22 protein-coding genes and 1 rRNA gene are annotated in these 26,460 nt (G+C 68.2%); 15 read left to right on the forward strand and 8 right to left on the reverse strand.

Annotation, left to right across the window (positions count from 1 at the left end; genetic code table 11):
• Nucleotides 1-75 precede the first annotated feature (75 nt).
• From htpG to A9O67_RS00445, 3 genes are all read right to left on the reverse strand, one after another.
• Nucleotides 76-2,013 (reverse strand): molecular chaperone HtpG, encoded by a 1,938-nt coding sequence (gene htpG, locus A9O67_RS00435; RefSeq protein ID WP_068606275.1) that lies wholly within the window; start codon nucleotides 2,011-2,013, stop codon nucleotides 76-78.
• 117 nt (nucleotides 2,014-2,130) lie between these two features.
• The gene (locus A9O67_RS00440; RefSeq protein ID WP_082955240.1) at nucleotides 2,131-2,901 is read right to left on the reverse strand and encodes a pseudouridine synthase; all 771 of its coding nucleotides are present in this window, start codon (nucleotides 2,899-2,901) and stop codon (nucleotides 2,131-2,133) included.
• Between the two features lie 48 nt (nucleotides 2,902-2,949).
• Nucleotides 2,950-3,666 carry a Crp/Fnr family transcriptional regulator gene (locus A9O67_RS00445; RefSeq protein ID WP_068606281.1) on the reverse strand — a complete coding sequence of 239 codons (717 nt, stop codon included), beginning with the start codon at nucleotides 3,664-3,666 and terminating at the stop codon, nucleotides 2,950-2,952.
• A gap of 204 nt (nucleotides 3,667-3,870) precedes the next feature.
• Here A9O67_RS00445 and A9O67_RS00450 point away from each other — a divergent pair, with 204 nt between their 5' ends.
• The 9 genes from A9O67_RS00450 (at nucleotide 3,871) to A9O67_RS00490 (ending at nucleotide 15,400) form a co-directional block, all read left to right on the forward strand.
• Nucleotides 3,871-5,817, forward strand: a complete 1,947-nt coding sequence (locus tag A9O67_RS00450; protein WP_068606283.1) for an AMP-dependent synthetase/ligase — start codon at nucleotides 3,871-3,873, stop codon at nucleotides 5,815-5,817.
• 40 nt (nucleotides 5,818-5,857) lie between these two features.
• Nucleotides 5,858-6,643 (forward strand): ABC transporter ATP-binding protein, encoded by a 786-nt coding sequence (locus tag A9O67_RS00455; RefSeq protein WP_068606285.1) that lies wholly within the window; start codon nucleotides 5,858-5,860, stop codon nucleotides 6,641-6,643.
• A gap of 12 nt (nucleotides 6,644-6,655) precedes the next feature.
• Complete coding sequence (locus tag A9O67_RS00460; RefSeq protein WP_068606287.1) at nucleotides 6,656-7,585, forward strand: branched-chain amino acid ABC transporter permease; 930 nt, start codon at nucleotides 6,656-6,658, stop codon at nucleotides 7,583-7,585.
• A gap of 11 nt (nucleotides 7,586-7,596) precedes the next feature.
• Entirely contained in the window at nucleotides 7,597-8,673 is a 1,077-nt protein-coding gene (locus tag A9O67_RS00465; RefSeq protein WP_068606289.1) for a branched-chain amino acid ABC transporter permease, read from the forward strand.
• 46 nt (nucleotides 8,674-8,719) lie between these two features.
• Nucleotides 8,720-10,057, forward strand: a complete 1,338-nt coding sequence (locus tag A9O67_RS00470; RefSeq protein WP_068606291.1) for an ABC transporter substrate-binding protein — start codon at nucleotides 8,720-8,722, stop codon at nucleotides 10,055-10,057.
• 146 nt (nucleotides 10,058-10,203) lie between these two features.
• A complete protein-coding gene (locus A9O67_RS00475) occupies nucleotides 10,204-11,013 on the forward strand; it encodes an ABC transporter ATP-binding protein (RefSeq protein ID WP_068606293.1) in 810 nt (269 codons plus the stop codon).
• Between the two features lie 47 nt (nucleotides 11,014-11,060).
• On the forward strand, nucleotides 11,061-12,326 hold the full coding sequence (locus tag A9O67_RS00480) for a phenylacetate--CoA ligase family protein (protein ID WP_068606294.1): 1,266 nt from the start codon (nucleotides 11,061-11,063) through the stop codon (nucleotides 12,324-12,326).
• Nucleotides 12,327-12,406: 80 nt separating this feature from the next.
• Nucleotides 12,407-14,323: a potassium transporter Kup gene (locus tag A9O67_RS00485; RefSeq protein ID WP_082955238.1), complete on the forward strand. Its 1,917-nt coding sequence runs from the start codon at nucleotides 12,407-12,409 to the stop codon at nucleotides 14,321-14,323.
• A 90-nt stretch (nucleotides 14,324-14,413) separates the two neighbouring features.
• Nucleotides 14,414-15,400: a tripartite tricarboxylate transporter substrate-binding protein gene (locus A9O67_RS00490; RefSeq protein WP_068606296.1), complete on the forward strand. Its 987-nt coding sequence runs from the start codon at nucleotides 14,414-14,416 to the stop codon at nucleotides 15,398-15,400.
• Between the two features lie 11 nt (nucleotides 15,401-15,411).
• Here A9O67_RS00490 and A9O67_RS00495 read toward each other — a convergent pair whose 3' ends face one another.
• The gene (locus A9O67_RS00495) at nucleotides 15,412-15,741 is read right to left on the reverse strand and encodes a DUF1840 domain-containing protein (RefSeq protein ID WP_068606297.1); all 330 of its coding nucleotides are present in this window, start codon (nucleotides 15,739-15,741) and stop codon (nucleotides 15,412-15,414) included.
• A gap of 213 nt (nucleotides 15,742-15,954) precedes the next feature.
• On the opposite strand from A9O67_RS00495, the gene A9O67_RS00500 reads away from it, so the two are divergent.
• Genes A9O67_RS00500 through A9O67_RS00525 form a run of 6 tightly spaced genes read left to right on the forward strand, consistent with a single transcriptional unit; the run spans nucleotide 15,955 to nucleotide 22,989 of the window.
• Nucleotides 15,955-18,297, forward strand: coding sequence for a bifunctional salicylyl-CoA 5-hydroxylase/oxidoreductase (locus A9O67_RS00500; protein WP_068606299.1), 2,343 nt, complete (start codon nucleotides 15,955-15,957; stop codon nucleotides 18,295-18,297).
• A gap of 4 nt (nucleotides 18,298-18,301) precedes the next feature.
• Nucleotides 18,302-18,784 (forward strand): MarR family winged helix-turn-helix transcriptional regulator, encoded by a 483-nt coding sequence (locus A9O67_RS00505; protein ID WP_068606302.1) that lies wholly within the window; start codon nucleotides 18,302-18,304, stop codon nucleotides 18,782-18,784.
• Nucleotides 18,781-19,635, forward strand: a complete 855-nt coding sequence (locus A9O67_RS00510) for an enoyl-CoA hydratase family protein (RefSeq protein ID WP_068606304.1) — start codon at nucleotides 18,781-18,783, stop codon at nucleotides 19,633-19,635. The genes A9O67_RS00505 and A9O67_RS00510 overlap by 4 nt, the downstream gene beginning before the upstream one ends.
• A 1-nt stretch (nucleotide 19,636) precedes the next feature.
• Nucleotides 19,637-20,857: an acyl-CoA dehydrogenase family protein gene (locus A9O67_RS00515; protein WP_068606306.1), complete on the forward strand. Its 1,221-nt coding sequence runs from the start codon at nucleotides 19,637-19,639 to the stop codon at nucleotides 20,855-20,857.
• A 17-nt stretch (nucleotides 20,858-20,874) separates the two neighbouring features.
• Nucleotides 20,875-22,533, forward strand: coding sequence for an AMP-binding protein (locus A9O67_RS00520; protein WP_068606307.1), 1,659 nt, complete (start codon nucleotides 20,875-20,877; stop codon nucleotides 22,531-22,533).
• Nucleotides 22,534-22,557: 24 nt separating this feature from the next.
• Nucleotides 22,558-22,989 carry a RidA family protein gene (locus A9O67_RS00525; protein WP_185974489.1) on the forward strand — a complete coding sequence of 144 codons (432 nt, stop codon included), beginning with the start codon at nucleotides 22,558-22,560 and terminating at the stop codon, nucleotides 22,987-22,989.
• 68 nt (nucleotides 22,990-23,057) lie between these two features.
• Here A9O67_RS00525 and A9O67_RS00530 read toward each other — a convergent pair whose 3' ends face one another.
• The 4 genes from A9O67_RS00530 to rrf all read right to left on the reverse strand — a co-directional run bounded on the left by A9O67_RS00530 (nucleotide 23,058) and on the right by rrf (nucleotide 26,056).
• On the reverse strand, nucleotides 23,058-23,930 hold the full coding sequence (locus A9O67_RS00530) for a MinD/ParA family protein (RefSeq protein ID WP_068606322.1): 873 nt from the start codon (nucleotides 23,928-23,930) through the stop codon (nucleotides 23,058-23,060).
• 22 nt (nucleotides 23,931-23,952) lie between these two features.
• Nucleotides 23,953-24,672, reverse strand: a complete 720-nt coding sequence (locus tag A9O67_RS00535) for a GGDEF domain-containing protein (protein ID WP_068606311.1) — start codon at nucleotides 24,670-24,672, stop codon at nucleotides 23,953-23,955.
• A gap of 107 nt (nucleotides 24,673-24,779) precedes the next feature.
• Complete coding sequence (locus tag A9O67_RS00540) at nucleotides 24,780-25,841, reverse strand: homocysteine S-methyltransferase family protein (RefSeq protein WP_068606314.1); 1,062 nt, start codon at nucleotides 25,839-25,841, stop codon at nucleotides 24,780-24,782.
• A 101-nt stretch (nucleotides 25,842-25,942) separates the two neighbouring features.
• Nucleotides 25,943-26,056: ribosomal RNA gene (gene rrf, locus A9O67_RS00545) — 5S ribosomal RNA — on the reverse strand.
• Nucleotides 26,057-26,460: the final 404 nt, after the last annotated feature.

A 26,460-nucleotide genomic window follows, 5' to 3' on the forward strand; every position in this document is an offset into this window, starting at 1 on the left:
TTGGCCGATCGCCACGCCGCATCTTACGCGGCGGGCAGTGTCCACCCCGCCGCGGGCCCCGCCCGGGGGCGGCGCTCAGGCCATCAGCAGCGCGTTGACGCGGCGCACATAGCCGGCGGGATCCTCCGGCAGGCCGCCTTCGGCCAGCAGCGCCTGGTCGAACAGGATGTGCGCCAGGTCCTCGAACCGCGGGTGCGACTCGAGCTTTTGCACCAGCGCATGGCTGGGGTTGACCTCCAGGATGGGCTTGACCTCCGGCGCTTTCTGGCCCGCTTGCTTGAGCAGCCGCGCCAATTGCATGGAGTATTCGCCGTCCTCCACCACCAGGCAGGCGGGCGAATCGACCAGCCGCGCCGTCACCCGCACATCCTTGGCCTTGTCTTTGAGGGCGTCCTTGAGCTTGTCGAGCACGGGCTTGAAGGTCTCGGCCGCCTGTTCGGCCGCTTTCTTTTCTTCCTCGTCCTGCAGCTTGCCCAAATCCACCGCGCCCTTGGCCACGCTTTGCAGCGGCGTGCCGTCGAACTCGTGCAGGAACGACAGCGCCCATTCATCGACGCGGTCGGTCATCAGCAGCACCTCGATGCCCTTCTTGCGGAAGACTTCGAGCTGCGGGCTGTTCTTGGCGGCAGCCAGCGTGTCGGCGGTGATGTAGTAGATGGCCTCCTGGCCTTCCTTCATTCGCGCCTTGTAGTCGGCCAGGCTGACGCTGACCGCGTCGCTGTGGGTGGAGGCAAAGCGCAACAGCTTGGCGATGCGCTCGCGGTTGGCAAAGTCCTCGCCCAGCCCTTCCTTGAGTACGGCGCCGAATTCGGCATAGAAGCGGCTGTACTTGCCGGCCTGCCGCTCGGCCTCGGCCTTCTCGTCGGCGCTGAGCTGCTCCCACGCCTCGCCGGTGGGCAGCACGTCCTTCTTGGCCAAATCCTCCAGCATGGACAGCACGCGGCGCGTGTTGCCGTCGCGGATGGCCTTGACGTCGCGGCTTTCCTGCAGCAGCTCGCGGCTGACATTCAGCGGCAGGTCGGCCGAGTCGATCACGCCCTTGACCCAGCGCAGGTACGCCGGCATCAGCGATTCGGCGTCGTCCATGATGAAGACGCGCTTGACGTACAGCTTCACCCCGCCGCGCTTGTCGCGGTTCCACAGATCGAACGGCGCCTTGGCCGGGATGTAGAGCAATTGGGTGTACTCGGTGCTGCCCTCGACGCGGTGGTGGCTCCACGCCAGGGGCGCTTCGCTGTCGTAGCTCAGGTTCTTGTAGAACTCGATGTACTGCTCGTCGCTGATGTCCTTCTTGGGCCGCGTCCACAGGGCGCTGGCGCTGTTGACCGCCTCCCACTCGTCTTGGAGCACGTACTCGCCCTTGTCCTTGTCCCAGACCTCCTTCTGCATCAGGATGGGCAGGCTGATGTGATCGGAATATTTGCCGATGATGGACTTGAGCTTCCAGCGGTTGAGGTATTCGCTGGCGTCGTCGCGCAGATGCAGGATGACGCTGGTGCCCCGCGCGGGGCGGGTGATCGTCTCGGTGTCGAAGGCGCCGCTGCCGTCGCTGCTCCAGCGCACGCCCTGCTCGGGCGGCAGGCCGGCGCGGCGGCTTTCCACCGTGATGCGGTCGGCCACGATGAAGCCCGAGTAAAAGCCGACGCCGAACTGGCCGATCAGTTGCGCGTCCTGCTTCTGGTCGCCCGAGAGCCGCTGCAAAAAGTCGCGCGTGCCGCTCTTGGCAATGGTGCCCAGGTGCTCGATGGCCTCGGCCTCGCTCATGCCGATGCCGTTGTCGGTGATGGTGATGGTCTTGGCCGCCTTGTCGAAGGCGACGCGGATCTCCAGGTTGGGCTGGTCCTCGTAGAGCGAGGCGTCGGCCAGCGCCTCGAAGCGCAGCTTGTCGCAGGCGTCGGAGGCGTTGGAGATCAGCTCGCGCAAAAAGATGTCGGGGTTGGAGTACAGCGAATGCGTGACCAGGTGCAACAGCCGGGCCACTTCGGCCTGAAAGGCGTGGGTGTGCTTGCTCATGGGGCTCGATGGTTAGGCGGAGAGTCCAAGCGATGACGGTGGGGCGCGCATACCCTGTGCGCACGCGCCCCTTGCCGCCGCACAGGTGGGGGCGGGCGCCGCCGTTTCAAGGCCCGCTCAAAAGCGCTCGTGCTCGCCCAGATAGCGCCATTGGCCGGGCGGCAGCGCCCCGAGCGCGACGCGGCCGATGCGCACGCGCTTGAGGCCCACCACATGCAGACCCACCAGCTCGCACATGCGGCGTATCTGGCGCTTGCGGCCCTCGGTGAGCACGAAGCGCAACTGCTCGGGGTTGATCCACTCCACCTGCGCGGGGCGCAGCGGCACCCCGTCCAGCGCCAGCCCGTGACGCAGCCGCGCCAGCGCCTGCGCCGGAAAGACGGCCTGCACATTCTGCGCCACCACCCCGGGGCCCTTGGGGCCGCGTGGAGCCCACTGCACGCGCACCAGGTACTCCTTGTCCACCGCCGAGCGTTCGCCCACGATGGCCTTGGCCACCCGGCCGTCCTGCGTCAACACGAGCAGCCCGGTGGAGTCGATGTCGAGCCGGCCCGCCGGCGCCAGCCCGCGGGTGTGCGCCGGCTCGAAGCGCCGCGGGGAGCGGTCCTCGCGCCAGCGGGTCTGGGGCCGAATCAGGGTCGCGGCGCTGGGGTGACCGTCCTCCGGCTGGCCGCTGACATAGCCCACCGGCTTGTGCAGCAGGATGGTGGCCTGCTGGCGCTGCTGCGCGCGCGCCGGCGGCGCAACCTCCACGCGGTCGGCCTCGCCGACGAGCTGCCCCAGCACGGCCGGCTGGCCATTGACGCGCACCCAACCGCGCGCAATCCAGTCGTCGGCCTCGCGGCGGGAGCACAGGCCCAGCTCCGCCAGCCGCTTGTTCAAACGCATGCTCATGCCGGGACTGTAACCCGCCCCCGGGTGCGCCCGCGGCCCGCCTCAATCCATCCCGCGCCCGGCGCTGCGCAGCGTGTCCAGATCCAGCACGCGCAGCCCCCCGTACTCCACCCGAATCGCCCCCGCCTGCTGCCAGCGCGCCAGCGCCTGGTTGACGCGCTGGCGCGACAGGCCGACCAGGTAGGCCAGCTCCTGCTGGGTGATGCGCAGCACCTGCCCCACGCCCGGAAACAGCCCCGGGTGGAACAGATTGGCCAGGCTGCGCGCGACGCGCACGTCCGGATCGGTGATGCGGTCGATTTCGCGCGCGGCGATGAACTGGCCCAGCCGCTCGTTGAGCTGGTTCATCACGAAGCGGTTGAAGCCGATGGAGTGGTCCAGCAGCCAGTGGAAGGTCTCCACCGGCAGCCCCGCCACCAGGCTGCGCCGCAGCGCCTGGATGTTGTAGCGGTACGCCTCGCGCTTGAGCGCCGTGCCCTCGCCAAACCAGCCGCCCGGGGCCACACCGGTAAAGGTCATGATCGGCCCCTGGCTGTCGTCGTTGCTCATCTTGAGCAAGCCATCGATCAGGCCAAACCAGTACGTCACCGGCCGGCCGACGCGGCAGATGAAGTCCCCCGGATCCACCTCGCTGACCACGAGCGCGGCCTGCGCACGCTCCCGCGCGGGCTCTTCCAGCGGCCCGATCCAGGGGATGCTGTCCAGTTCGGCGGCGCTCAGCGCGCGCGCCCGCTGCCGCAGTCGATTGGCTTGGCTCACGGTGGTCCCTCGAACTCCCGCTGTGGTGTCGCCATTCTTCGCCCACGCTCTCCCGCGCCCGAAAGCACCTAGGGAAAGTCCCAGTTAGGGCAACCCCTAGATTGTCAACGGACAGACAGAACAGCGTCAAACGCACCCGTACATTTGCGGCAACACAGCGGCACCGCCTCGTGTTGACACGACCGCCGCGGCAGAGGAGCCTGTATGCAAACGACATTTCCCCGCCTGCTGATCCAGCACGCGAGCGCGCGCCCGGACGCGCCCGCCATGCGCGAAAAGGAATACGGCATTTGGCAAACGACCACCTGGCGCCAGATGCTCGACCGCGTGCGGCACATTGCCGCCGGCCTGCACCAGCTGGGCCTGCAACGGGGCGAGCACCTGGTGGTGATCGGGGCCAACCGCCCCAGCCTGTACGCCACCATGCTCGCGGCGCAGTCGCTCGGCGCCATCCCGGTGCCGCTGTACCAGGACGCCGTGGCGGCCGAATGCGTCTTCCCGATCAACAACGCCGAGGTGCGCTTCGTCGTCGTGGAAGACCAGGAGCAGGTCGACAAGATGCTGGAGATCCGGCCGCAGTGCCCGCAGCTTGCGCACATCCTGTTCGACGACCCGCGCGGGCTGCGCAACTACGACGAGCCCGGCCTGGCGGGGTTGAAGGAGATCGAGGCCGCGGGCGCCGTGTTCTGCCAGGAGCACCCCGACTTCTTCCAGGAAGAGGTGGAAAAGGCCCGCCCGGACGACGTCGCGGCGATGTTCTTCACCTCCGGCACCACCGGCAACCCCAAGGGCGTGGTGCACACCCACTTCACGCTGCTCAACCGCGCCGAAGTGGGCGCCAAGTTCGACAAGCTGACCGAAAAGGAAGAGGTCCTGGCCTACCTGCCGCCGGCGTGGATCGGGCAGAACATCTTCAGCTACGCGCAGTGGCTGGCGTGCGGCTACGTGGTCAACTGCCCCGAATCGGCCAGCACCGTGATGATCGACCTGAAGGAAATCGGGCCGACCTACTACTTTGCGCCGCCGCGCGTGTTCGAGGGGCTGCTGACCAGCGTCATGATCCGCATGGAGGACGCCGGCGCCCTCAAGCGCAAGCTGTTCCACACCTTCATGGACGTGGCCCGCCGCGTCGGCCCGCAGCTGATGGACGGCAAGCCCGTCGGTCTGGGCGACCGGCTGCTGTATGCGTTGGGCGACATCCTGATCTACGGCCCGCTGCGCAACACGCTGGGCTTTTCGCGCGTGCGGGTGGCCTACACCGCCGGCGAAGCCATCGGCCCGGACCTGTTCACCTTCTACCGCTCGATCGGCATCAACCTCAAGCAGCTCTACGGCTCCACCGAGACGGCCGTGTTCGTCTGCCTGCAGCCCGACCACGAGGTCAAGGCCGACACCGTCGGCGTGCCGTGCGAGGGGGTAGAAATCAAGCTGTCCGAGCAGGGCGAGATCCTGGTGCGCTCGCCCGGGCTGCTCAAGGAGTACTACAAAAACCCCAAGGCCACCGCCGAGGTGCTGGACGCCGACGGCTGGTACCACACCAGCGACGCCGGCTTCCTGGACAGCTCCGGGCACCTGAAGATCATCGACCGCGTCAAAGACGTGGGGCGCCTCAAGGGCGGGCCCAACGACGGGGCCATGTTCGCGCCCAAGTACGTGGAGAACAAGCTCAAGTTCTTCTCGTACATCAAGGAGGCGGTGGCCTTCGGCGACGGGCGCGAGAAGGTCTGCGCGATGATCAACATCGACTTCGAGGCGGTGGGCAACTGGGCCGAGAAGCGCGGCCTGCCCTACGCGGGCTACACCGACCTGGCCGGCAAGCCCGAGGTCTACGCGCTGATCCAGGAGTGCGTCGAGAAAGTCAACGCCGACCTGAGCCGAGACGCCATGCTGGCCGGCTGCCAGATCCACCGCTTCCTGATCCTGCACAAGGAGCTCGACGCTGACGACGGGGAACTCACGCGCACCAACAAGGTCCGCCGCGGCTTCATCGGCGAGAAGTACGGCGTGCTCGTCGACGCGCTGTACGGCGGCAAGACCGAGCAGTACATCGAGACCCAGGTCAAGTTCGAGGACGGCCGCACCGGCCAGATCAGCGCGACCCTGCGGATCGTGGACGCCAAGACCTTCGCCCCCCTGAAGGCCGCGGCCTAAAGCACGCGCCCGACGGCACTTCGACCTTTCAGGATGCCCCATGGCCCACAAGCAAATCGGTGACGTCATCCTCGACGTCCAGAACATCAGCCTGCGATTCGGCGGCGTCAAGGCGCTGACCGACATCTCGTTCAACGTCCGGGAGCACGAGATCCGCGCCATCATCGGCCCCAACGGCGCGGGCAAGAGCTCCATGCTCAACTGCATCAACGGCGTCTACACGCCGCAGGAGGGCTCGATCACCTTCCGCGGCCAGACGTTCAAGCACATGAACAGCCGCCAGGTGGCCGAGATGGGCATCGCGCGCACCTTCCAGAACCTGGCTCTCTTCAAGGGCATGAGCGTGCTGGACAACATCATGACCGGGCGCAACCTGCGCATGAAGAGCAACCTCTTCCTGCAGGCGCTGCGCATCGGCCCCGCCGAGCGCGAGGAAGTCGCGCACCGCGAGGTGGTGGAGCGCATCATCGACTTCCTGGAAATCCAGGCCTACCGCAAGACGCCCGTGGGCCAGTTGCCCTACGGCCTGCAAAAACGCGTGGACCTGGGCCGAGCGCTCGCGATGGAGCCGCAGGTGCTGCTGCTGGACGAGCCGATGGCCGGCATGAACGTCGAGGAGAAGCAGGACATGTGCCGCTTCATCCTCGACGTCAACGACGAGTTCGGCACGACCATCGTGCTGATCGAGCACGACATGGGCGTCGTGATGGACATCTCCGACCGCGTCGTCGTGCTGGACTACGGCAAGAAGATCGGCGACGGCACGCCCGACGAGGTGCGCAACAACGAAGACGTCATCCGCGCCTACCTGGGCACGAGCCACTGAGGAGCCACGGACATGGGATTTTTTCTGGAAACCCTCTTCGGCGGCCTGATGGCCGGCATGCTGTATTCGCTGGTGGCGCTCGGCTTCGTGCTGATCTTCAAGGCCTCTGGCGTGTTCAACTTCGCGCAGGGCGCGATGGTGCTGTTTGCCGCGTTGGCGATGGCGCGCTTTTCGGAGTGGCTGCCGCGCTGGCTGGGCTTCGAGAGCCTGCTGCTGGCCAACCTGCTGGCGTTTGCCGTGGCGGCGCTGCTGATGTTTGCCGTGGCGTGGCTGGTCGAGGCGCTGGTGCTGCGGCACTTGGTGAACCAGGAAGGCGCGACGCTGCTGATGGCGACGCTCGGTATCACCTACTTCCTCGACGGCGCCGGGCAGACCATCTTCGGCAGTGACATCTACCAGATCAACATCGGCATGCCCAAGGACCCGATCTTCATCCTGGAGGGCATGTTCGAAGGCGGCATCCTGCTCAACCAGGAGGACCTGATCGCCGCCGGCATCGCGGCCCTGCTGGTGGCGGCGCTGTCGCTGTTCTTCCAGAAGACCGCCACCGGCCGCGCCCTGCGCGCGGTGGCCGACGACCACCAGGCCGCGCAGTCCATCGGCATCCCGCTCAACCGCATCTGGGTGATCGTGTGGTGCGTGGCCGGGGTCGTGGCGCTCGTCGCCGGGATGATCTGGGGCTCCAAGCTCGGGGTGCAGTTCTCCCTCACCACCGTCGCCCTGCGTGCGCTGCCGGTCATCATCCTCGGCGGCCTGACCTCGGTGCCGGGCGCCATCGTCGGCGGCCTCATCATCGGCGTGGGCGAAAAGCTCTCCGAGGTCTATCTGGGGCCCCTGGTCGGCGGCGGCATCGAAATCTGGTTCGCCTACGTCCTGGCGCTGGTGTTCCTGCTGTTCCGTCCCCAGGGCCTGTTTGGCGAAAAGATCATCGACCGCGTGTGAGGTAAGGGATCATGTTCTACAGAGAAAACGGCCAGTTCAAAACCAGCTACCACGCGGATCAGCAGATTTTCCCGATCGCACAAGACCGCTGGGCCATCCTCGCCCTCGTCGCCTTCGCCTTCATCGGTGTGCCACTGCTGGCGGATGAGTACCTGTTTCGCGCCATCCTGATTCCGTTTCTGATCCTGTCGCTGGCGGCCATCGGGGTCAACATCCTGGTCGGCTACTGCGGCCAGATCTCGCTCGGCTCGGGCGCGTTCATGGCGGTGGGCGCCTACATGGCCTACAACGCCTTCGTGCGCTTCGAGGGCATGCCGCTCATCGCCGCGCTGCTCATCGGCGGTCTGTGCGCCACGGTCGTGGGCATGTTCTTCGGCATCCCCAGCCTGCGCGTCAAGGGGCTGTACCTGGCCGTGGCGACGCTGGCGGCACAGTTCTTCTGCGACTGGGCCTTCCTGCGCATCGGCTGGTTCACCAACAACAACCCGTCGGGCTCGGTGTCGGTGTCCAACCTCAGTGTGCTCGGCTGGCGCATCGACACGCCGGTGGAGAAGTACCTGTTCTGCCTGGGCTTCGTCGTGGTCTTCGGCGTGCTGGCCAAAAACCTCGTGCGCTCCACCATCGGGCGTGAGTGGATGGCGATCCGCGACATGGACGTGGCCGCTGCGGTCATCGGCATCCGCCCGGTGTACGCCAAGCTGTCGGCGTTCGCGGTCAGCTCCTTCATCGTCGGCGTGGCCGGCGCGCTGTGGGGCTTCATCCACCTGGGTTCGTGGGAGCCGGCGGCCTTCTCGATCGACCGCTCGTTCCAGCTGCTGTTCATGGTCATCATCGGCGGCCTGGGCTCGATCATGGGCAGCTTCTTCGGGGCGGCCTTCATCGTCGTGCTGCCCATCTTCCTGAACCAGTTCCTGCCCTGGCTGGGCGGGTTGTTCGGGATTGACGTCTCGACCGCCGCGGTGTCCCATGCCGAGTACATGATCTTCGGCGCGCTGATCGTGTGGTTCCTGATCGTCGAACCGCACGGCCTGGCCAAGCTGTGGAGCGTCGGCAAGCAGAAGCTGCGCATCTGGCCGTTCCCGCACTGATCCTCGATTCCCCCACCCGTGCTTCAACCACACTAGGAGACAGACCATGAAGCTACGTCCCGTGATCCTCGCTGCCGCGGCAGCGACTGCCGCCCTGTCCAGTGCGCTGGTGGGCACCGCCGCGCACGCGCAGGCGAAGGAGCAGTTCTTCCCCGTGCTGGTGTATCGCACCGGCGCGTACGCCCCCAACGGGGTGCCCTGGGCCAACGGCTTCGTGGACTACCTCAAGCTCACCAACGCGCGCGGCGGCATCAACGGCGTCAAGATCTCCTACGAAGAGTGCGAAACCGGCTACGCGACCGACCGCGGCGTCGAGTGCTACGAGCGCCTCAAGGGCAAGAACGGCGGCGCGACGATGTTCCAGCCGCTGTCCACCGGCATCACCTTCGCGCTGACCGAGAAGGCGCCGATCGACAAGATTCCGCTGATCACCGCCGGCTACGGCCGCAGCGAATCGCAGGACGGCGGCGTCTTCAAGTGGAACTTCCCGCTCGCGGGCACCTACTGGGTGGCCGGCGACGTGATCATCCAGCACATCGCCAAGAAGGAAGGCGGCGCCGACAAGCTCAAGGGCAAAAAGATCGCCCTGGTCTACCACGACAGCCCGTTCGGCAAGGAGGCGATCCCGATCCTGCAGGAGCGCGCCTCGATGCACGGCTACCAGCTGATTCTGCTGCCGGTACCGCACCCCGGCGTCGAGCAGAAGTCCACCTGGCTGCAGATCCGCCAGCAGCGCCCCGACTACGTGGTCAACTGGGGCTGGGGCGTCATGAACTCCACCCTGCTCAAGGAAGCGCAGGCGGTCGGCTACCCGCGCGACAAGATCTACGGGGTCTGGTGGGCCGGCGCCGAGCCGGACGTCAAGGACATCGGTGAAGGCGCGAAGGGCTACAACGCGATCACCATGCAACACGGCGCCGAGCCCAACGCCCCCTTCGTCAAGGAGATCCTGGAGAAGGTGCACGGCAAGGGCCAAGGCACGGGGCCGAAGGATGAGGTCGGCTCGGTGCTGTACGTGCGCGGAGCGATGAGCGCGATGCTCGCCGTCGAGGGTGTGCGCGCGGCACAGGAGCGCTTCGGCAAGGGCAAGGTCATGACCGGCGAGCAGGTCCGCTGGGGTCTGGAGAACCTGAACCTGACGCAGGCCAAGCTCGACGCCCTCGGCTTCAAGGGCGTGATGCGGCCGATCTCCACGAGCTGCCAGGACCACATGGGGGCGGCCTGGGCGCGCATCCACACCTGGAACGGCAGCCGCTGGGAGTTCACCAGCGACTGGTACCAGGCGGACGAGCAAATCCTCAAGCCGATGGTGCGCGCCGCGGCGGACAAGTACGCCGCCGAGAAGAAGATCCAGCGTCGCACGCCGCAGGACTGCCAGTCCTGATGGTCCGGGCAGGGGTCGGTCGGTCCATGCCGACCACCCCGCGGTGGGGGCAGGCGTTCCGCAGCCCCCGCCACCACCCGCCAGCGTCGGTCCGCGGCGCTGACGTGTGGTGCCTGCGCACCCAGCCACGTTACCGAGGTCACCCCATGACGACACCCACTCCCGTCCTCACCGTCAACGGCATCGAGGTCATCTACAACCACGTCATCCTCGTGCTCAAGGGCGTCTCGCTGCAGCTCGCCGAGGGCCAGATCGCCGCCATCCTGGGCGGCAACGGCGCCGGCAAGACCACCACCTTGCGCGCCATCTCCAACCTGCTCAAGGGCGAGCGCGGCGAAGTCACCAAGGGCTCGATCGAGCTGCGCGGCGAGCGCATCGAGAACCTCACGCCCGCCGACCTCGTCAAGCGCGGCGTGGTACAGGTGATGGAGGGGCGGCACTGCTTCGCCCACCTGACGATCGAGGAAAACCTGCTGACCGGCGCCTACACGCGCAAGGACAAGGGCGAGATCGCCGCCAACCTGGAGAAGGTCTACACCTACTTCCCGCGCCTGAAGACGCGCCGCACCAGCCAGGCCGCCTACACCTCCGGCGGCGAGCAGCAGATGTGCGCGATCGGCCGCGCCCTGATGGCCAACCCCAGCGTCGTGCTGCTGGACGAGCCGTCGATGGGCCTGGCGCCGCAGATCGTGGAGGAGGTGTTCGAGATCGTCAAGGACCTGAACCAGAAGGAGAAGGTCAGCTTCCTGATCGCCGAGCAGAACACCAACATGGCGCTGCGCTACGCCAACTACGGCTACATCATGGAGTCGGGCCGCATCGTCATGGACGGCGCCGCCGAGGACCTGCGCAACAACGAGGACGTCAAGGAGTTCTACCTCGGCATGGGCGGCGGCGAGCGCAAGAGCTTCCGCGACGTCAAGAGCTACAAGCGCCGCAAGCGCTGGCTGGCCTGACCCCCTGCCCCCGTCGAGTTCGCCCGTCGCTGCGCCGTTTGCCCGCCATGCCCGCCTACCACGATTCCCTCGAGACCCGCGCCCCCGCCGAACGCGAGGCCGCCCTCTTCGCCGCCCTGCCCGACCTGATCGCCCATGCGCGCGCGCATGGCGCTGCGTGGGCCGAACGCCTGGCCGACGTCGATCCGGCGCGCGTCACCTCGCGCGCCGAACTGGCGCGCCTGCCCGTGCTGCGCAAGCACGATCTGATGGAGCGCCAGCACGCCAGCCGCGCCGCCGGCGGCGACCCCTTCGCAGGGCTGTCCACGATCGGCTGGCGCGGGCTGCTGCAGGCACGCGGGGCGCGGCGCGTCTTCCAATCGCCCGGCCCCATTTACGAGCCCGAGGGCCAGGGCACCGACTACTGGCGCAGCGCCCGGGCACTCACCGCAGCCGGCTTCGAGGCCGGCGACCTGATCCACAACGCCTTCAGCTACCACCTGACGCCCGGCGCGTGGATCATGGAAGCCGGCGCGCAGGCGATCGGCTGCACGGTCTTCCCCGGCGGGGTGGGCAACACCGAGCAGCAGCTCGCCGCGATCATGGATCTGAAGCCGGTGGGCTACTGCGGCACGCCGAGCTTCCTGCGCATCCTCGTGGAAAAAGCCGAGGCCGCGGGCGTGCGCCTGCCCATCCGCAAGGCCCTGGTGTCCGGCGAGGCCTTCCCGCCCAGCCTGCGCGACTGGCTGGCCGAGCGCGGCATCGCGGCGTATCAGGCCTACGCGACGGCCGATGTTGGCCTGATCGCCTACGAAACCCCGGCCCGCGAGGGGCTGGTGCTGGACGAAGGGGTGATTCTGGAAATCGTGCGCCCCGGAACCGACGACCCCGTGCCCGATGGCGAGGTCGGCGAGGTGGTGGTCACGGCGCTCAACCCCGACTATCCGCTGATCCGCTTTGGCACCGGCGACCTGTCGGCAGTGCTGCCCGGCCCGTGCCCGACAGGGCGCACCAACACCCGCATCCGCGGCTGGCTCGGGCGCGCGGACCAGACCACCAAGATCAAGGGCATGTTCGTCCACCCCTCGCAGGTGGCCGAGGTGCTGCGCCGCCACCCCGAGGTGCGGCGCGCGCGGCTGGTGGTCAGCGGCCGCATGGCCGAGGACCGCATGGCCCTGCGCGTGGAAACCGACACCCCGTCGGAGGCGCTGCAACGTGCGCTGCAGGAGTCGCTGCGCGACGTAACCAAGTTGCGCGGCGACGTCGAGCTGCTGACCGTTGGCGCGCTGCCCAACGACGGCAAGGTCATCGAGGACGCCCGCACCTACGACTGACCCACCTTGGACCGACCGCTGGGCGGTCACCGTTGCTGCAACGCAACATCCCGCCGCGCCCGTGGCGGGACAGGCGCACAATGGCGGCCTCGCAACCACCCCGGCGACCCTTGGCGCATCCCTCTTCTTCCGCGACCGACGGCTCCAGGCTGGCAGCGCTGACGCTCGGTGCGCTCGGCGTCGTGTACGGCGACATCGGCACCAGTCCGCTGTACGCGCTCAAGGAAGTCTTCGCCCACGGCAACCTCGCCGTCACGCCCGAAAACATCTTCGGCATCCTGTCGCTGGTGTTTTGGACGCTGACGATCATCGTCTCGCTCAAGTATGTGACACTGATTCTGCGGGCCGACAACAACGGCGAGGGGGGGCTGGTGGCCATGCTCGCGCTGGCCTCGATGGCGGTCGAGGACCGGCCCCGCCTGCGCCGGCGGCTGCTCGCCATCGGCATCTTCGGCACCGCCATCTTTTTTGGCGATGGCATCATCACGCCCGCCATTTCGGTGCTCTCGGCCGTGGAAGGCCTGGAAGTCGCGGCCCCGGGGCTCGAACCCTTCGTGGTGCCGGTGACCCTCGTGGTGCTGACCGCCCTGTTCGCGGTGCAAAAGCGCGGGACCGCCAGCGTCGGCAAGCTGTTCGGACCGATCACCGCGGTCTGGTTCGTGGTGCTGGCGCTGCTGGGCCTGATGCACCTGGTGCGCAACCCGGCGGTGCTGCAGGCGGTGCTGCCGCACCATGCGCTGCGCTTCATCCTCGACAACCCCGGCCTGGCCTTCGTTTCGCTGGGGGCGATTGTGCTCTGCGTCACCGGGGCCGAGGCGCTCTATGCCGACCTCGGCCACTTCGGCAAGCGGCCGATCCGGCTCGCCTGGTTCGGGCTGGTGATGCCGGCCTTGCTGCTGAACTACTTCGGGCAGGGGGCGATGCTGCTGCAGCACCCGGAAAACGTCAGCAACCCGTTCTACGAGATGGCCCCCTCCTGGGCCCTGGTCCCGCTGATCGGCTTGGCCACCTGCGCCACGGTCATCGCCTCCCAGGCGCTGATTTCGGCGGCCTATTCGGTCACCAAGCAGGTCGTGCAGCTGGGCTATCTGCCGCGCCAGCGCATCCTGCACACCTCCGTGCGCGACACGGGCCAGATCTACGTCCCCTTCGTCAACTGGGCGCTGTACGGCGGCATCGTGGCCGCGGTGCTGCTGTTCGGCTCCAGCAGCGCGCTGGCGTCGGCCTACGGCATCGCGGTCACGATCGACATGCTGATCACCACGGTGATGACCTTCTTCGTCATCCGCTATGCGTGGCGCTATCCGTGGCTGCTGTGCGTGGCGGCCACCGGGACCTTTCTGGTCGTGGACGTGTTGTTTTTCTCCGCCAACGCGGTCAAGGTGATCAACGGCGGCTGGTTCCCGCTGGCCATCGGCATCGTCATGTTCACGCTGATGACCACGTGGCAGCGCGGGCGCCAGTTGCTCGCGGAGCGGCTGCGCGAAGAAGCCATCGATCTCAAGCCGTTTTTGGATTCGGTCTTTCTCAGCCCGCCGGCACGCGTGCCGGGCACGGCGGTCTTCCTCAACGCCGAGACCGGCGTGACGCCCAACGCGCTGCTGCACAACCTCAAGCACAACAAGGTGTTGCACGAGACGAACCTCTTTGTCTCCGTGCGCCACCACGAGGTGCCCTGGATCGGCTTCGACAAGCGGGTGGAGGTGGAGCCGCTGGGCCACGACTGCTGGCGCGTGGTGCTGCACTTTGGCTTCAAGAACGACCCGGACGTGCCCGAAGCCCTGCAACTGCTGCGCAGCCACGGGGTGCAGCTGAACGACATGGAGACGTCGTACTTCCTCTCGCGCGAGATCGTGCTGCCCCGCCGAGGCGCGGGCATGATGACCTGGCGCGAAAAGCTGTTTGCCAGCATGCACCGCAACGCGGCGTCGGTGGCGGATTTTCTGAACCTGCCGGCCAACCGCGTGGTCGAGCTGGGCGCCAAAATCGAAATCTGACCCCGGGGGGTGTGGTTTCCCGAATGGCGCAACCCGCGCCACCCGGGCTAGTATCCGGCGCGTTCATTCCACCGACCGGAGCCCCCACCGATGAAAGCGCTACTCGCCCTGACGCTGTCGACCGTTGCCTTTGCGGCGGCCGCCCAAGAGTTCCCGTCCAAGCCCATCACCTTCGTGGTGCCCTTCGCCGCCGGCGGGCCGACCGATACCGTCGCCCGCCAGTTGGCCGAGACGATGCGCAAGCACCTCAACAATGCGACGATCGTCGTCGAGAATGCCGCCGGCGCGGGCGGCACGATCGGGGCCAACAAGGTGGCGCGCGCCGCGCCCGACGGGCACACGCTGCTGGTCTGGCACATCGGCATGGCCGCCGCCCCCGCGCTGTACCGCAAGATGCCGTACAAGCCGCTGGAGGACTTCGAATACCTGGGCATCATCAACGATGTGCCCATGACGCTGGTGGGCAAGCCGCAACTGCCGTCCAACACCTACCGCGATTTCGAAAACTACATCCGCGCCAACCAGGGCAAGCTCAACCTCGGCCATGCCGGGCTGGGGTCGGCCTCGCACCTGTGCGGGCTGATGTGGCAGTACGCCGTCAAGCTCGACAAGTCGATGGCCACCATCGCGTACCGCGGCACGGCCCCGGCCATGAACGACCTGATCGGCGGCACCATCGACGTGATGTGCGACCAGACCACCAACACCACGCAGCAGATCGAGGGGGGGCGCATCAAGGCCTTTGCGGTGACGACGGCCAAACCGCTGTCCGACCACCCCATCCTGCGGCACTACCCGTCGCTGCAGGAGATGGGGCTGAAAGACTTCAACCTGACCATCTGGCACGGCATGTACGCGCCCAAGGGCACGCCGACCCCGGTGCTCAACCGCCTCAACGAGGCGCTGCGGGCCTCACTGCGCGACCCCGACTTCGTCCAGAAGCAAAAGGCGCTGGGCGCCATCGTCGCCGCGCCGAACGACAAGCGCGTCACGCCCGAAGGCCACAAGGCCTTCGTCGCCAGCGAGATGGCCAAGATCAAGGCGGTGGTCGACGCCGCGGGCCAGTACGCCGACTGACCGCGCGGGGCTCAAACGCCCCAGACCACTTCGCAGCCCTCGCGCTGGCAGTGCTGCAGCATCTCGATGAAGGGCGCGACCCGGGCGCGCAGCGGCACGCGCTCCTCGGGGGGGACGGGGGGCTCTTCGCCTTGCGCCTCGGCCTCCAGCCGCTTGCGCTCGGCCTCCGCCTCTTCGGCGGCGACCGCCGCGCGCAGGGCTTCGATGGCCGCAGGGATCTGCTCCGGCAGGATGATGCCCGGCCCCTCCGGGTCCTTGCCCAGGATCTCCAGCACGCGACGACCGTTGGGCTGGAGCATCACCACATCGCCGGTGGCTTTGGACTTGAATCGGTACAGCATCGCACTCTCCTGACGGGGTTGTGGGCGCGCAGGCTGCGCCCCCTCATTGTGATCCGTTCGGTGCGGCACGCCAACGCCGGCCCCGTCCGCCATCGACCCCGTCTTGCCCCGGGCCTCGGGATCGCGGCCTAGGGTTTCCCCGCTGCGCGCCGAACCCTGCCCACCCCACAATGGGGGCAAATCCTTCAAACCTCAATTATTTGGGGGTGCGGCATGAACATTCTGTGCATCGGCGGCGGCCCGGCCGGCCTGTACTTCGGGCTGCTGATGAAGCGACAGCGCCCCGATGCGCGCGTCGTCGTCGTCGAGCGCAACCGCCCCTACGACACCTTTGGCTGGGGGGTGGTGTTTTCCGACGCCACGCTGGACCACCTGCGCACCGCGGACGCCCCCACGGCGGCGGAAATCGGCACCGCCTTCAACCACTGGGACGACATCGAGGTATTTTTCAAGGGCCGCTCGGTGCGCTCCAGCGGCCACGGCTTTTGCGGCATCGGGCGCAAGCACCTGCTCAACATTCTGCAGGCGCGCTGCCAGGCGCTGGGGGTGGAGCTGGTGTTCGAGACCGACGTCACCGACGACCAGGCGCTCGCGGTGCAGATGGGCGCCGACCTCGTGATCGCCAGTGACGGCATCAACAGCCGCATCCGCCAGCGCTACGCCGACACCTACCAGCCCGACATCGACACCCGGCATTGCCGCTTCGTGTGGCTGGGCACGCGCAAGACCTTCGACGCCTTCACCTTTGCGTTCGAGCAGACCGAGCACGGCTGGTTTCAGGCGCACGCCTACCAGTTCGATGCGCAGACCTCGACCTTCATCGTGGAGACGCCCGAGCCCGTCTGGAAAGCGCATGGCCTGGACGCGATGAGCCAGGAGGAGGGCATTGCCTTTTGCGAGCGGCTGTTCGCCCGCCACCTGGACGGCCATGCGCTGATGAGCAACGCCGCGCACCTGCGCGGCTCGGCGATCTGGATCCGCTTTCCGCGCGTCATCTGCGGGCGCTGGGTGCACTGGCAGGACCTGCCCGATGGCCGCCGCGTGCCCATCGTGCTCATGGGCGATGCCGCGCACACCGCGCATTTTTCGATTGGCAGCGGGACCAAGCTGGCGCTGGAGGATGCCATCGACCTGACCGAGTCCTTCGCGGCCGGCGGATCGCTGCAGACCGTGCTGCAACGCTACGAGGACCACCGCCGCGTCGAGGTGCTCAAAATCCAGAACGCGGCGCGCAACTCCACCGAGTGGTTCGAGCACGTCGAGCGCTACACCGCGATGGAGATCGAGCAGTTTGCCTATTCGCTGCTCACGCGCAGCCAACGCATCAGCCACGAGAACCTGCGCCTGCGCGACCGCACCTGGCTGGAGGGCTACGAACGCTGGCTGGCCGCGCGCGCGGGGCTGGCGGTGCCGGCCGACCGCCCACCCCCGCCCCCCATGCTGCTGCCGTACCGGGTGCGTGGCCTCACGCTCAAAAACCGCATCGTCGTCTCGCCCATGGCGCAGTACAGCGCCGAGGACGGGGTGGTCGGCGACTACCACCTGGTCCACTTGGGGGCACGGGCGCTGGGCGGCGCCGGACTGGTCATGGTGGAGATGACCAGCCCGACGCCCGACGGGCGCATCACCCCCGGCTGCCCAGGCCTGTGGAACGACACGCAGACCGCCGCTTTCGCCCGCGTGGTGGACTTCGCGCACCGCCACGGGCACTGCGCCATCGGCCTGCAGCTCGGGCACAGCGGCCCCAAGGGCTCCACCCAGCGCGGCTGGGAGGCCATCGACGAGCCCCTGCCCAACGCCGACGGCCGCCCCGACGCCCCCCCCAACTGGCCGCTGCTGGCCGCCAGCGCCATCCCCTACGGGCCGCAGAACCAAGTGCCGCGCGCCATGACCCGCGCGGACATGGACCGCATCCGCGACGCCTTCGTCGAGGCCACGCGGCGCGCGGCCGCAGCCGGCTTCGACTGGCTGGAGCTGCACTGTGCCCACGGCTATTTGCTGTCCAGCTTTTTGTGCCCGCTGACCAACCGGCGCGACGATGCCTACGGCGGCTCGCTGGAAAACCGCTGCCGCTATCCCCTCGAGGTGTTTGCCGCCATGCGCGCGGTCTGGCCCGCCGATCGCCCGATGAGCGTGCGCCTGTCCGCCCACGACTGGGCCCCGGGCGGCAACACCCCGGACGATGCCGTCGCCATGGCGCGCCTGTTCCAGGCCGCCGGGTGCGACCTGATCGACGTGTCCTCCGGTCAAACCACGCGGGACGCCCGCCCCGTCTACGGCCGCATGTACCAGACGCCGTTCGCCGACCGCATCCGCAACGAGGTGGGCATCGCCACCATGGCCGTGGGCGCCATTACCGAGGCCGACCACGCCAACAGCATCGTCGCCGCCGGCCGTGCCGATCTGGTGGCCATTGCCCGCCCGCATCTGGCCGATCCGGCCTGGACGCTGCACGAGGCGGCCCGGCTGGGCAGCCCCTGGATCGACTGGCCGCTGCCGTACCTGAGCGGCCGCGACCAACTCTATCGCGAGCTGGCGCGCCAGCGCAGCGCCTGACCCCATGGACCGACACCCCGCCCCCGCCGACCTGGAGGCCCGGCTGCACAGCGAGCACCCGCAGGCGCTGCGCCTGTGGCTGCGGATGCTGACCTGCACCCAGCTCGTCGAGCAGCGCGTGCGGCGGCGGCTGCGCACCGAATTCCAGACCACTTTGCCGCGCTTCGACCTCATGGCCCAGCTGGAACGGCACCCCGAGGGGCTGCAGATGAAGGAGCTCTCGCGCCGGCTGATGGTCACGGGCGGCAACGTCACCGGCGTGACCGACCAGCTCGTGCGCGAGGGGCTGGTCGAGCGCCTGAGCGTCCCCGACGACCGCCGCGCCTACCGGGTGCGGCTGACCCCCGCCGGGCGCGCGGCGTTCGCGCGCATGGCGCACGCGCACGAGCAATGGATCGTCGAGGCCTTCGCGCGCCTCGGCCCCCGCGACGCCGAGCAGCTCTACCGGCTGCTGGCCAAGGTCAAGCACGGACAGACCCCGCCATGAAGCCCCCCATCCCCGAACACAACCCCATGCGGCCGCAATTCCGGGCGGCCGCCGACACCCGCCCGCGTCACTTCGCCTGCACGGTGGACGGCGGCATCGCGACCGTGACGCTCAACCGCCCGGAACGCAAAAACCCCCTCACCTTCGACTCCTACGGCGAGCTGCGCGACTGGTTCCGCGCCCTGCCCTTCGCGACGGACGTACGCGCCGTCGTGCTGCGCGGCGCCGGCGACGACTTCTGCTCGGGCGGTGACGTGCACGAGATCATCGGACCGCTGACCCGCATGACCATGCCGGAGCTGCTGGCCTTCACCCGCATGACGGGGGACGTCGTCAAGGCGATGCGCGCCTGCCCGCAGCCCATCGTCGCGGCCATCGACGGCGTGTGCGCGGGCGCGGGCGCCATGCTCGCGCTGGCCAGCGACCTGCGGCTCGGCACCGAGCGCGCGCGCACCGCCTTCCTGTTCACCCGGGTCGGCCTGGCGGGGGCAGACATGGGGGCCTGCGCGCTGCTGCCCCGGGTGATTGGACAGGGCCGCGCCGCCGAGCTGCTCTTCACCGGCCGCACCATGACCGCCGCCGAGGGGCTGGCCTGGGGTTTTTTCAACGCCCTGCACGCGCCCGAGGCGCTGGCCGAGGCGGCGCACACACTGGCCGCGTCGCTGGCCAGCGGACCGTCGTTTGCCCACGGCATGACCAAGACCATGCTGAACCAGGAGTGGGCCATGACCGTCGAGCAGGCCATCGAGGCCGAGGCCCAGGCGCAGGCCATCTGCATGCAGACGCAGGACTTCCGCCGCGCCTACGAGGCCTTCGTCGCCAAGCAGCGCCCTGTCTTCGAGGGCGACTGACATGGTGGCCTTCGACACCCCCCATCCGCACGCCGACCTGCCGGCGGCACCGTCCCTGGGCCACCTGGCGCTACCCTTCTTCGACGAGGCGCACCGCACCCTGGGGCCCGCCCTGGCGGCCTGGGCCGTGGAACAGGTGGTGGACGAACGGGACGACCGCGCCGCCTGCCGCGACTGGGTGCGGCGCCTGGGCGCGGGCGGCTGGTTGCGCTATTGCGTGCCGGCCGCCGACGGCGGCGCACTGCCGCGGCTGGACTCGCGCGCCCTGGTGATCGCGCGCGAAACCTTGGCCTACCGCTCCCCGCTGGCCGACTTTGCCTTCGCCATGCAGGGGCTGGGTTCCGGCGCCATCACCCTGGCGGGGACGGCTGCGCAGCGCGCGGCCCACCTGCCAGCGGTCGCGCGCGGCGAGCAAATCGCCGCCTTTGCCCTGAGCGAGCCCGAGGCCGGCTCCGACGTCGCGGCCCTGCAAACCCGCGCCACCCCGGTGGCCGGCGGCTGGCGACTCGACGGCACCAAGACCTGGATCAGCAACGGCGACCTGGCGGACTTCTACGTCACCTTCGCCAAAACCGATCCGGACACCGGCGCCCGCGGCATCAGCGCCTTCATCGTGCCCGCACCCCGGGCGGGCCTGGACACGCGAGAACACATCCCCCTCCTGGCCCCCCACCCGCTGGCCACCCTGCGCTTCGACGGCTGCGCGCTGCCAGCGGATGCCCTGCTGGGGGAGGTCAACGGCGGCTTCAAACTGGCCATGCGCACGCTAGACATTTTCCGTCCCTCGGTGGCCGCGGCGGCCCTGGGCATGGCGCGGCGCGCCCTCGCCGAGGCGGTGGCCCATGCCAAGCGCCGGCGCATGTTCGGCCAGACGCTGGCCGACTTCCAACTCACCCAGGCCCGCCTGGGGGAAATGCAGGCCCTGATCGATGCCGGTGCGCTGCTGTCCTACCGCGCCGCTTGGTTGCGCGATCAGGCGCCACCGGATGCCCCCCTGCCCCGCGAGGCCAGCGCCGCCGCGGCCATGGCGAAGATGGTCGCCACCGAAAATGCCCAGCGCGTCATCGACATGGCGGTGCAGATGCACGGCGGGCTGGGCGTGCGCAGCGGCCAGACCGTGGAGCACCTCTACCGCGACATCCGTGCGCTGCGCATCTACGAAGGCGCGACCGAGGTGCAGTTGCTCATTCTCGGCAAGGCGGTCCTCGCCGCCGCCGGTTGACCCCCAGGAGGTTCGCCATGACCCTCGCCCCCGGCAAAAGCGCCCAGATCGACCGCTATGTGCACGACCGGCTGCCGCCGCCCGAGCGCTGGCCGCAGCTCATCTACGATCTGCCGGAACTGCAGTTCCCGCCCCAGGTCAACCTGGTGGCACGGCTGCTGGACGACGCCGTGCATCAGCGGGGCTGGGGCGCGCGGGTGTTGTTCCGCGACGACCGTCGCACCCTGACTTACGCACAGGCCCTCGACGAGGTCAACCGGCTGGCCCATGTGCTGATCCACCGGCACGGCCTGGTGCCCGGCAACCGGGTGCTGCTGCGTGGGCGCAACGGGGTGGCCCTGGCGCTGGCGTGGCTGGCCGTGGTCAAGGCCGGCCTGATCGCCGTTGCCACCATGCCCCTGCTGCGCGCCAAGGAGCTGGGCGACATCCTGGCCAAAGCGCGCCCCAGCCTGGCGCTGTGCGAACACGCCTTGCAGGACGAGTTGGACACGGCGGCCCGTGCGGCCGGCGGCCTGCCCATCATTCCCTTCGCCGTGCCCGATGGGGATCCGGCCCGGGAGGCCGCGCTGGAAACCTGGGCCGCGCGCGAGTCCAGCGACTTTCCCGCCTGCCCCACGGCGGCCACCGACATCGCACTGCTGGCCTTCACCTCGGGCACCACCGGCAAACCCAAGGCGGCCGTGCACACCCACCTGGACGTACTGGCGGCCTGCGAGTGCTGGCCGCGCCATGTGCTGCAACAACGCCCCGACGACATCGTGGCGGGCACCCCGCCGCTGGCCTTCACCTTTGGCCTGGGCGGGTTGCTGATCTTCCCGATGTGGGCCGGGGCCTCGGTGTACTACCCGGCGGGTCCGCTGTCGCCCGAAGGTATGGTGCAGACCCTGGCCCGGCAAGGCGTGACGATCTGCTATACCTCGCCCTCGTTCTACCGACAGATGGCCCCGTTCGCCCAGGCCCAGGGGGGCATCCCCGGGCTGCGCCTGAGCGTCAGCGCCGGCGAAGGCCTGCCCGATACCACCCGGCAGCTCTGGAAGAACGTCACCGGGCTGGAGATGATCGACGGCATCGGCTCGACCGAGATGTTCCACATCTTCATCTCCGCCGCGGGGGACGAGGTGCGTCGCGGCGCCGTCGGCCGCGTCGTGCCCGGCTACCGCGCCCGCGTGGTCGATGACGATGGGCATGAAGTCCCGCGCGGCAGCGTCGGCAAGCTCGCCGTGGTCGGCCCCACCGGGTGCCGCTACCTGGACGACGAACGGCAGACCGCCTATGTGCGCGGGGGCTGGAACTACCCTGGCGACGCCTTCGTGCAGGATGCGGACGGCTACTTCATCTACCAGGCCCGCGCGGACGACATGATCATTTCGTCCGGCTATAACATCGCCGGCCCGGAGGTGGAAGACGCCCTGCTGCTGCACCCGGCCGTCGCCGAATGCGGCGTCGTTGGGCAGCCCGACGAGGAGCGGGGCATGATCGTCAAGGCCTTCTGCGTCCTCAAACCCGGCCACACCCCGTCCCTGGAGCTGGTGCGCGCCTTGCAGGAGCATGTGAAGCAGACGCTGGCCCCGTACAAATACCCGCGCGAGATCGCTTTCGTCGACCGGCTGCCGCGCACCGAGACGGGCAAGCTGCAGCGCTACGTGCTGCGCCAGCAGGCATCGACCACCCCCTAGTCCCCCGAGCGCCCCATGCCCACCCTGACCCTCTTGCAGCCCCCCGACTGGACCCCTCCCAAGGGATACGCCAATGGCATCGCCGTCAGCGCCGAACCGGGCGCGCGCTGGCTGTTCGTCGGCGGCCAGATCGGCTGGAATGCCCGGCAAATCTTCGACAGCGACGACTTCATCGACCAATGCCGGCAGGCCCTGCGCAACGTCTGTGCGGTGCTGGCTTGCGCCGGTGCCGGCCCCGAGCACATCGTGCGCATGACCTGGTATCTGACCGACCGCGAGGAATATGTGCGCCGCCTGCCCGAACTCGGCGCGGTGTACCGCCAGGTGATCGGTCGCCACTACCCCGCCATGAGCGCTGTCGAGGTCAGCGCCCTGGTCGAGCCGCGCGCACGGGTCGAAATCGAAGTCACGGCCATTGCACCACCGGCCTCCGCCGCCGCTTCCACCCCGGACTGACCGGCCTTCGCCATCGGCCATCCGGGGACGCCGCCACGGGTTGTGCGCCGGGGGTCAACCCACGGACGTCAAGCGTGCTCTTGCGCGCGCAGCACCGTATCCACCAGCCGACCAGCGATCTGCCCCACCGCCAAGCTGGCCGGGCAACCCGGTGTGTGCAGCAGCAGCAGCTGGCGGCGCATCACCGCCTCCTTGACGGCTTTGTCCACGGGGATGTCCCCCATGTGGACGAGCCGAATCGCCTTTGGCTTGGCATCCCCGGTGGCCGCCCCTCCGCCAACGAACCGGTTCAACACGGCTTGCAATTGCGCCGTGATGGCCCGACCGTCGCCCGGGCGCACGGCCTGGTTGACGATCAGCCGCACCAACTGGCGCTGCTGCTGGGTGGCCAACACTTTGATGGTCGCATAGGCGTCGGTCAGCGAGGTCGGCTCGGGTGTGGCGACCAGCAAAATCTCGCTCGCCAGCGACAAGGCAAACAAGACGACATCCGATATCCCCGCCCCGGTGTCGAGCAGCACCACGTCGAATCGGGGCACGACCTGCCCCATCAAACGCAGGAAGTCCTCCCGCACTTCCGGCGTCAGGCGCGAGTACTCCACCATCCCCGAGCCTGCCAGCAGGACCGAAAACCCACCCGGGGCCTTGATGATCGCGTCATCCAGCTCGCACTTGCCGGTGAACACATCGTGCAGCGTCAACTTGGGGTACAGGTTGAGCACCACGTCCAGGTTCGCCAGCCCCAAATCGGCATCGAGCACCAGCACGCGCAGCCCGCGCCGGGTCAACGCCGCAGCCAGATTGGCCGAGAGGAAGGTCTTGCCCACCCCGCCCTTGCCGCTGGTGATCGCGATCACCCGACCCTTGCTCGGCCGCAGCAGCACGCCCCCGCTGTCCGCGGCGGGTGCAGGGGTTGGGGCAGTGGTCAGGGGTGTGTTCATGTCACGGTTGGTCATCCGACGCTCAGATCGCGTCGGCGGGGTCGATGATAAGCCCGTCCGCATCGGGCCACGCAAACAACCGCTCCTTTTCCTCGGCGCTGACCTCGCTGTGCGCCACCGGCTCGATCAGGACGCGGTTGCGGCCTTGGCGCTTGGCCTCGTAGAGCTGGCGATCGGCCCGCTCCATCCAATGCTCGATGGACGAGCGCACCCACGCCGGCGCGTACGCCCCACCGCCGCTGACCGTCACGCGCAACGCCGTCACCCCATCCGGCAAAGGGACGTGAGCGGCTTCCACCGCAGCGCGCAATCGCTCGGCCAACTGCGCGCCGGACCCGGGGCCGCAATTCGGAAAGACCACCCCAAACTCCTCGCCCCCCAGACGCCCCACGGTATCCATGGGGCGGATGTGCGATTTCAACGTATCGGCCACGGCGCGGATCACCGCATCGCCGGCAAGATGCCCGAAGCGATCGTTCACCGCCTTGAAGTGATCGATGTCCAACATCAACAGCAACGCCACCTCGCCGGATCGACTGGAGCGGTCCAGCTCTTGCGCCAGCCGGGCCATGAACGCCCGTCGGTTGGGCAGTCCCGTCAGCGGATCGCGCTCGCTCAGCTCGCACAAGGCATCAATGATCGCCTGGAGCTCCGCCGCGCCAGCGCCGGGCTCCGGCAGCGCAACCCCGGCCTGCCGAAGCAGGGCTCGGGCATGGTCCAGGCGCAAGGTGGGCAAGCTCATGGGTTAGGAAGGCCCGCGTTGACGCGAGCAACTCCCTCCCCCGCGCACGACGACGGCCGTGCGACCAAGTATACGCGCACCGCCCGTTCGGGCGACTGCGCCGGCGATCATTCGTCGCGATGCCACCGCACCGCACGCGGCGCGCAACCAGCGACCGTCGCGCCAATCGCCGCGATGTGGTCCGGTGTCGTGCCGCAACAGCCCCCCACGATGTTGACCAGCCCCTCCGCTGCAAACCCGTGCAGCAGCCGGGAGGTGTCCTGCGGCGTCTCGTCGAAACCCGTCTCGCTCATCGGGTTGGGCAGCCCGGCGTTCGGATAACAGCTGATGTACGTCCCTTCCGCCACCCGCGCGAGTTCCTGGATATACGGCTTCATCAATGCCGCACCAAGCGCACAATTCAACCCGACGGCCAGCGGCCGGGCGTGGCGCACACTCGCCCAAAACGCCGCGACCGTCTGGCCGCTGAGCAAACGGCCCGACGCATCCGTCACCGTCCCGCTGATCAACACCGGCAACCGTTCGCCGCTGTCATCAAACGCGCGCTCGATGGCAAACAGCGCCGCCTTCGCGTTGAGGGTGTCGAAAATGGTTTCCACCAGCAGCACGTCGGCCCCGCCCTCGATCAGCGCGAGCGCCTGCTCGTGGTAGGCCTGCTCCAGTTCGTCGAAGGTCACGTTGCGGGCGCCAGGGTCATTGACATCGGGACTGATGCTCGCCGTGCGGGGCGTCGGCCCCAAGGCCCCGGCCACGAAGCGCGGGCGATCCGCTGTCGCATAGCGATCGCAGGCCTCGCGCGCCAGACGGGCGGAAACCAGATTCATCTCCCGCGCCCACGCCTGCAGCCCGTAATCGGCTTGGGCGATCGACGTCGCTCCGAACGTATTCGTCTCGATGATATCGGCCCCGGCAGCGAGATAGCCTTCGTGGATCTGCCGAATCACATCGGGGCGGGTCAGGCTCAACAGATCGTTGTTGCCTTTGAGATCCCCGGGGTGATCGGCAAACCGCGCATCCGCAGGCCGGCCCGACAGCCCTGCCCCGCGGTACTGCGCCTCGTCGAGACGAAACCGTTGAATCATCGTGCCCATCGCGCCGTCGATCAGCACGATGCGCCGGGCCAACAGATCCGCCAATGCCTGTCCACGCGTGTAGCTGTTCACCGTCATATCCTGAATTGTGCCGCGCACAGGAGACACGTACGCCTATCCGCCAAAACGCAAAAACCCCGAAAGCTCGTTGAGAACTTTCGGGGTTGCGGGCAATAACCGCCTGACGATGACCTACTTTCACACGCGAGCTGCGCACTATCATCGGCGCGAAGGCGTTTCACTGTCCTGTTCGGGATGGGAAGGAGTGGGACCACCTTGCTATGGTCGTCAGGCATAACCGGTCGGGGCGGCTCAGCCGTCTTCCGTGCACGCTTGGCGTGGGAAGGGCTTGCGCCGCCTTCACAGAGTTCGAATCGTTGCAGTCGCTTGAATCATTGCGTTGGATTTGCGCCCCAGCACCGCCGGCGCTGCGCGAGTGCGCACACCAGGCTCGGGGTTGTCGGAGCTGAAGACAGGGCGAACAAGCGCACAGCGCGTGCTCACGTCTCTTGTCTCGACGCGCATCAAGACTCTCGTCTCGACGACCGTCTTCTTGGGCAGCTTTGCACGCTACATGCAAAGCTATAGGGTCAAGCCTCACGGGCAATTAGTACTGGTTAGCTCAAACGCTTGCACGTCTTCCACACCCAGCCTATCAACGTCGTGTCCTGGCGCAGCACGCCCGTGCGGTCGCTGG

The organism is Tepidimonas fonticaldi (assembly GCF_001675355.1).
GTDB classification, from domain to species: Bacteria; Pseudomonadota; Gammaproteobacteria; order Burkholderiales; family Burkholderiaceae_C; genus Tepidimonas; species Tepidimonas fonticaldi.

Coding starts and splice junctions, on each gene's coding strand:
- A9O67_RS00470 (WP_068606291.1), top strand. CDS start 8,720: ATGAAGCTACGTCCCGTGATCCTCGCTGCCGCGGCAGCGACTGCCGCC.
- A9O67_RS00440 (WP_082955240.1), bottom strand. CDS start 2,901: ATGCGTTTGAACAAGCGGCTGGCGGAGCTGGGCCTGTGCTCCCGCCGC.
- A9O67_RS00540 (WP_068606314.1), bottom strand. CDS start 25,841: ATGACGGTGAACAGCTACACGCGTGGACAGGCATTGGCGGATCTGTTG.
- A9O67_RS00475 (WP_068606293.1), top strand. CDS start 10,204: ATGACGACACCCACTCCCGTCCTCACCGTCAACGGCATCGAGGTCATC.
- A9O67_RS00500 (WP_068606299.1), top strand. CDS start 15,955: ATGAACATTCTGTGCATCGGCGGCGGCCCGGCCGGCCTGTACTTCGGG.
- A9O67_RS00485 (WP_082955238.1), top strand. CDS start 12,407: ATGGCGGCCTCGCAACCACCCCGGCGACCCTTGGCGCATCCCTCTTCT.
- A9O67_RS00535 (WP_068606311.1), bottom strand. CDS start 24,672: ATGAGCTTGCCCACCTTGCGCCTGGACCATGCCCGAGCCCTGCTTCGG.
- A9O67_RS00510 (WP_068606304.1), top strand. CDS start 18,781: ATGAAGCCCCCCATCCCCGAACACAACCCCATGCGGCCGCAATTCCGG.
- A9O67_RS00455 (WP_068606285.1), top strand. CDS start 5,858: ATGGCCCACAAGCAAATCGGTGACGTCATCCTCGACGTCCAGAACATC.
- A9O67_RS00465 (WP_068606289.1), top strand. CDS start 7,597: ATGTTCTACAGAGAAAACGGCCAGTTCAAAACCAGCTACCACGCGGAT.
- A9O67_RS00520 (WP_068606307.1), top strand. CDS start 20,875: ATGACCCTCGCCCCCGGCAAAAGCGCCCAGATCGACCGCTATGTGCAC.
- A9O67_RS00450 (WP_068606283.1), top strand. CDS start 3,871: ATGCAAACGACATTTCCCCGCCTGCTGATCCAGCACGCGAGCGCGCGC.
- A9O67_RS00490 (WP_068606296.1), top strand. CDS start 14,414: ATGAAAGCGCTACTCGCCCTGACGCTGTCGACCGTTGCCTTTGCGGCG.
- A9O67_RS00530 (WP_068606322.1), bottom strand. CDS start 23,930: ATGAACACACCCCTGACCACTGCCCCAACCCCTGCACCCGCCGCGGAC.
- A9O67_RS00495 (WP_068606297.1), bottom strand. CDS start 15,741: ATGCTGTACCGATTCAAGTCCAAAGCCACCGGCGATGTGGTGATGCTC.
- A9O67_RS00480 (WP_068606294.1), top strand. CDS start 11,061: ATGCCCGCCTACCACGATTCCCTCGAGACCCGCGCCCCCGCCGAACGC.
- A9O67_RS00515 (WP_068606306.1), top strand. CDS start 19,637: ATGGTGGCCTTCGACACCCCCCATCCGCACGCCGACCTGCCGGCGGCA.
- htpG (WP_068606275.1), bottom strand. CDS start 2,013: ATGAGCAAGCACACCCACGCCTTTCAGGCCGAAGTGGCCCGGCTGTTG.
- A9O67_RS00505 (WP_068606302.1), top strand. CDS start 18,302: ATGGACCGACACCCCGCCCCCGCCGACCTGGAGGCCCGGCTGCACAGC.
- A9O67_RS00460 (WP_068606287.1), top strand. CDS start 6,656: ATGGGATTTTTTCTGGAAACCCTCTTCGGCGGCCTGATGGCCGGCATG.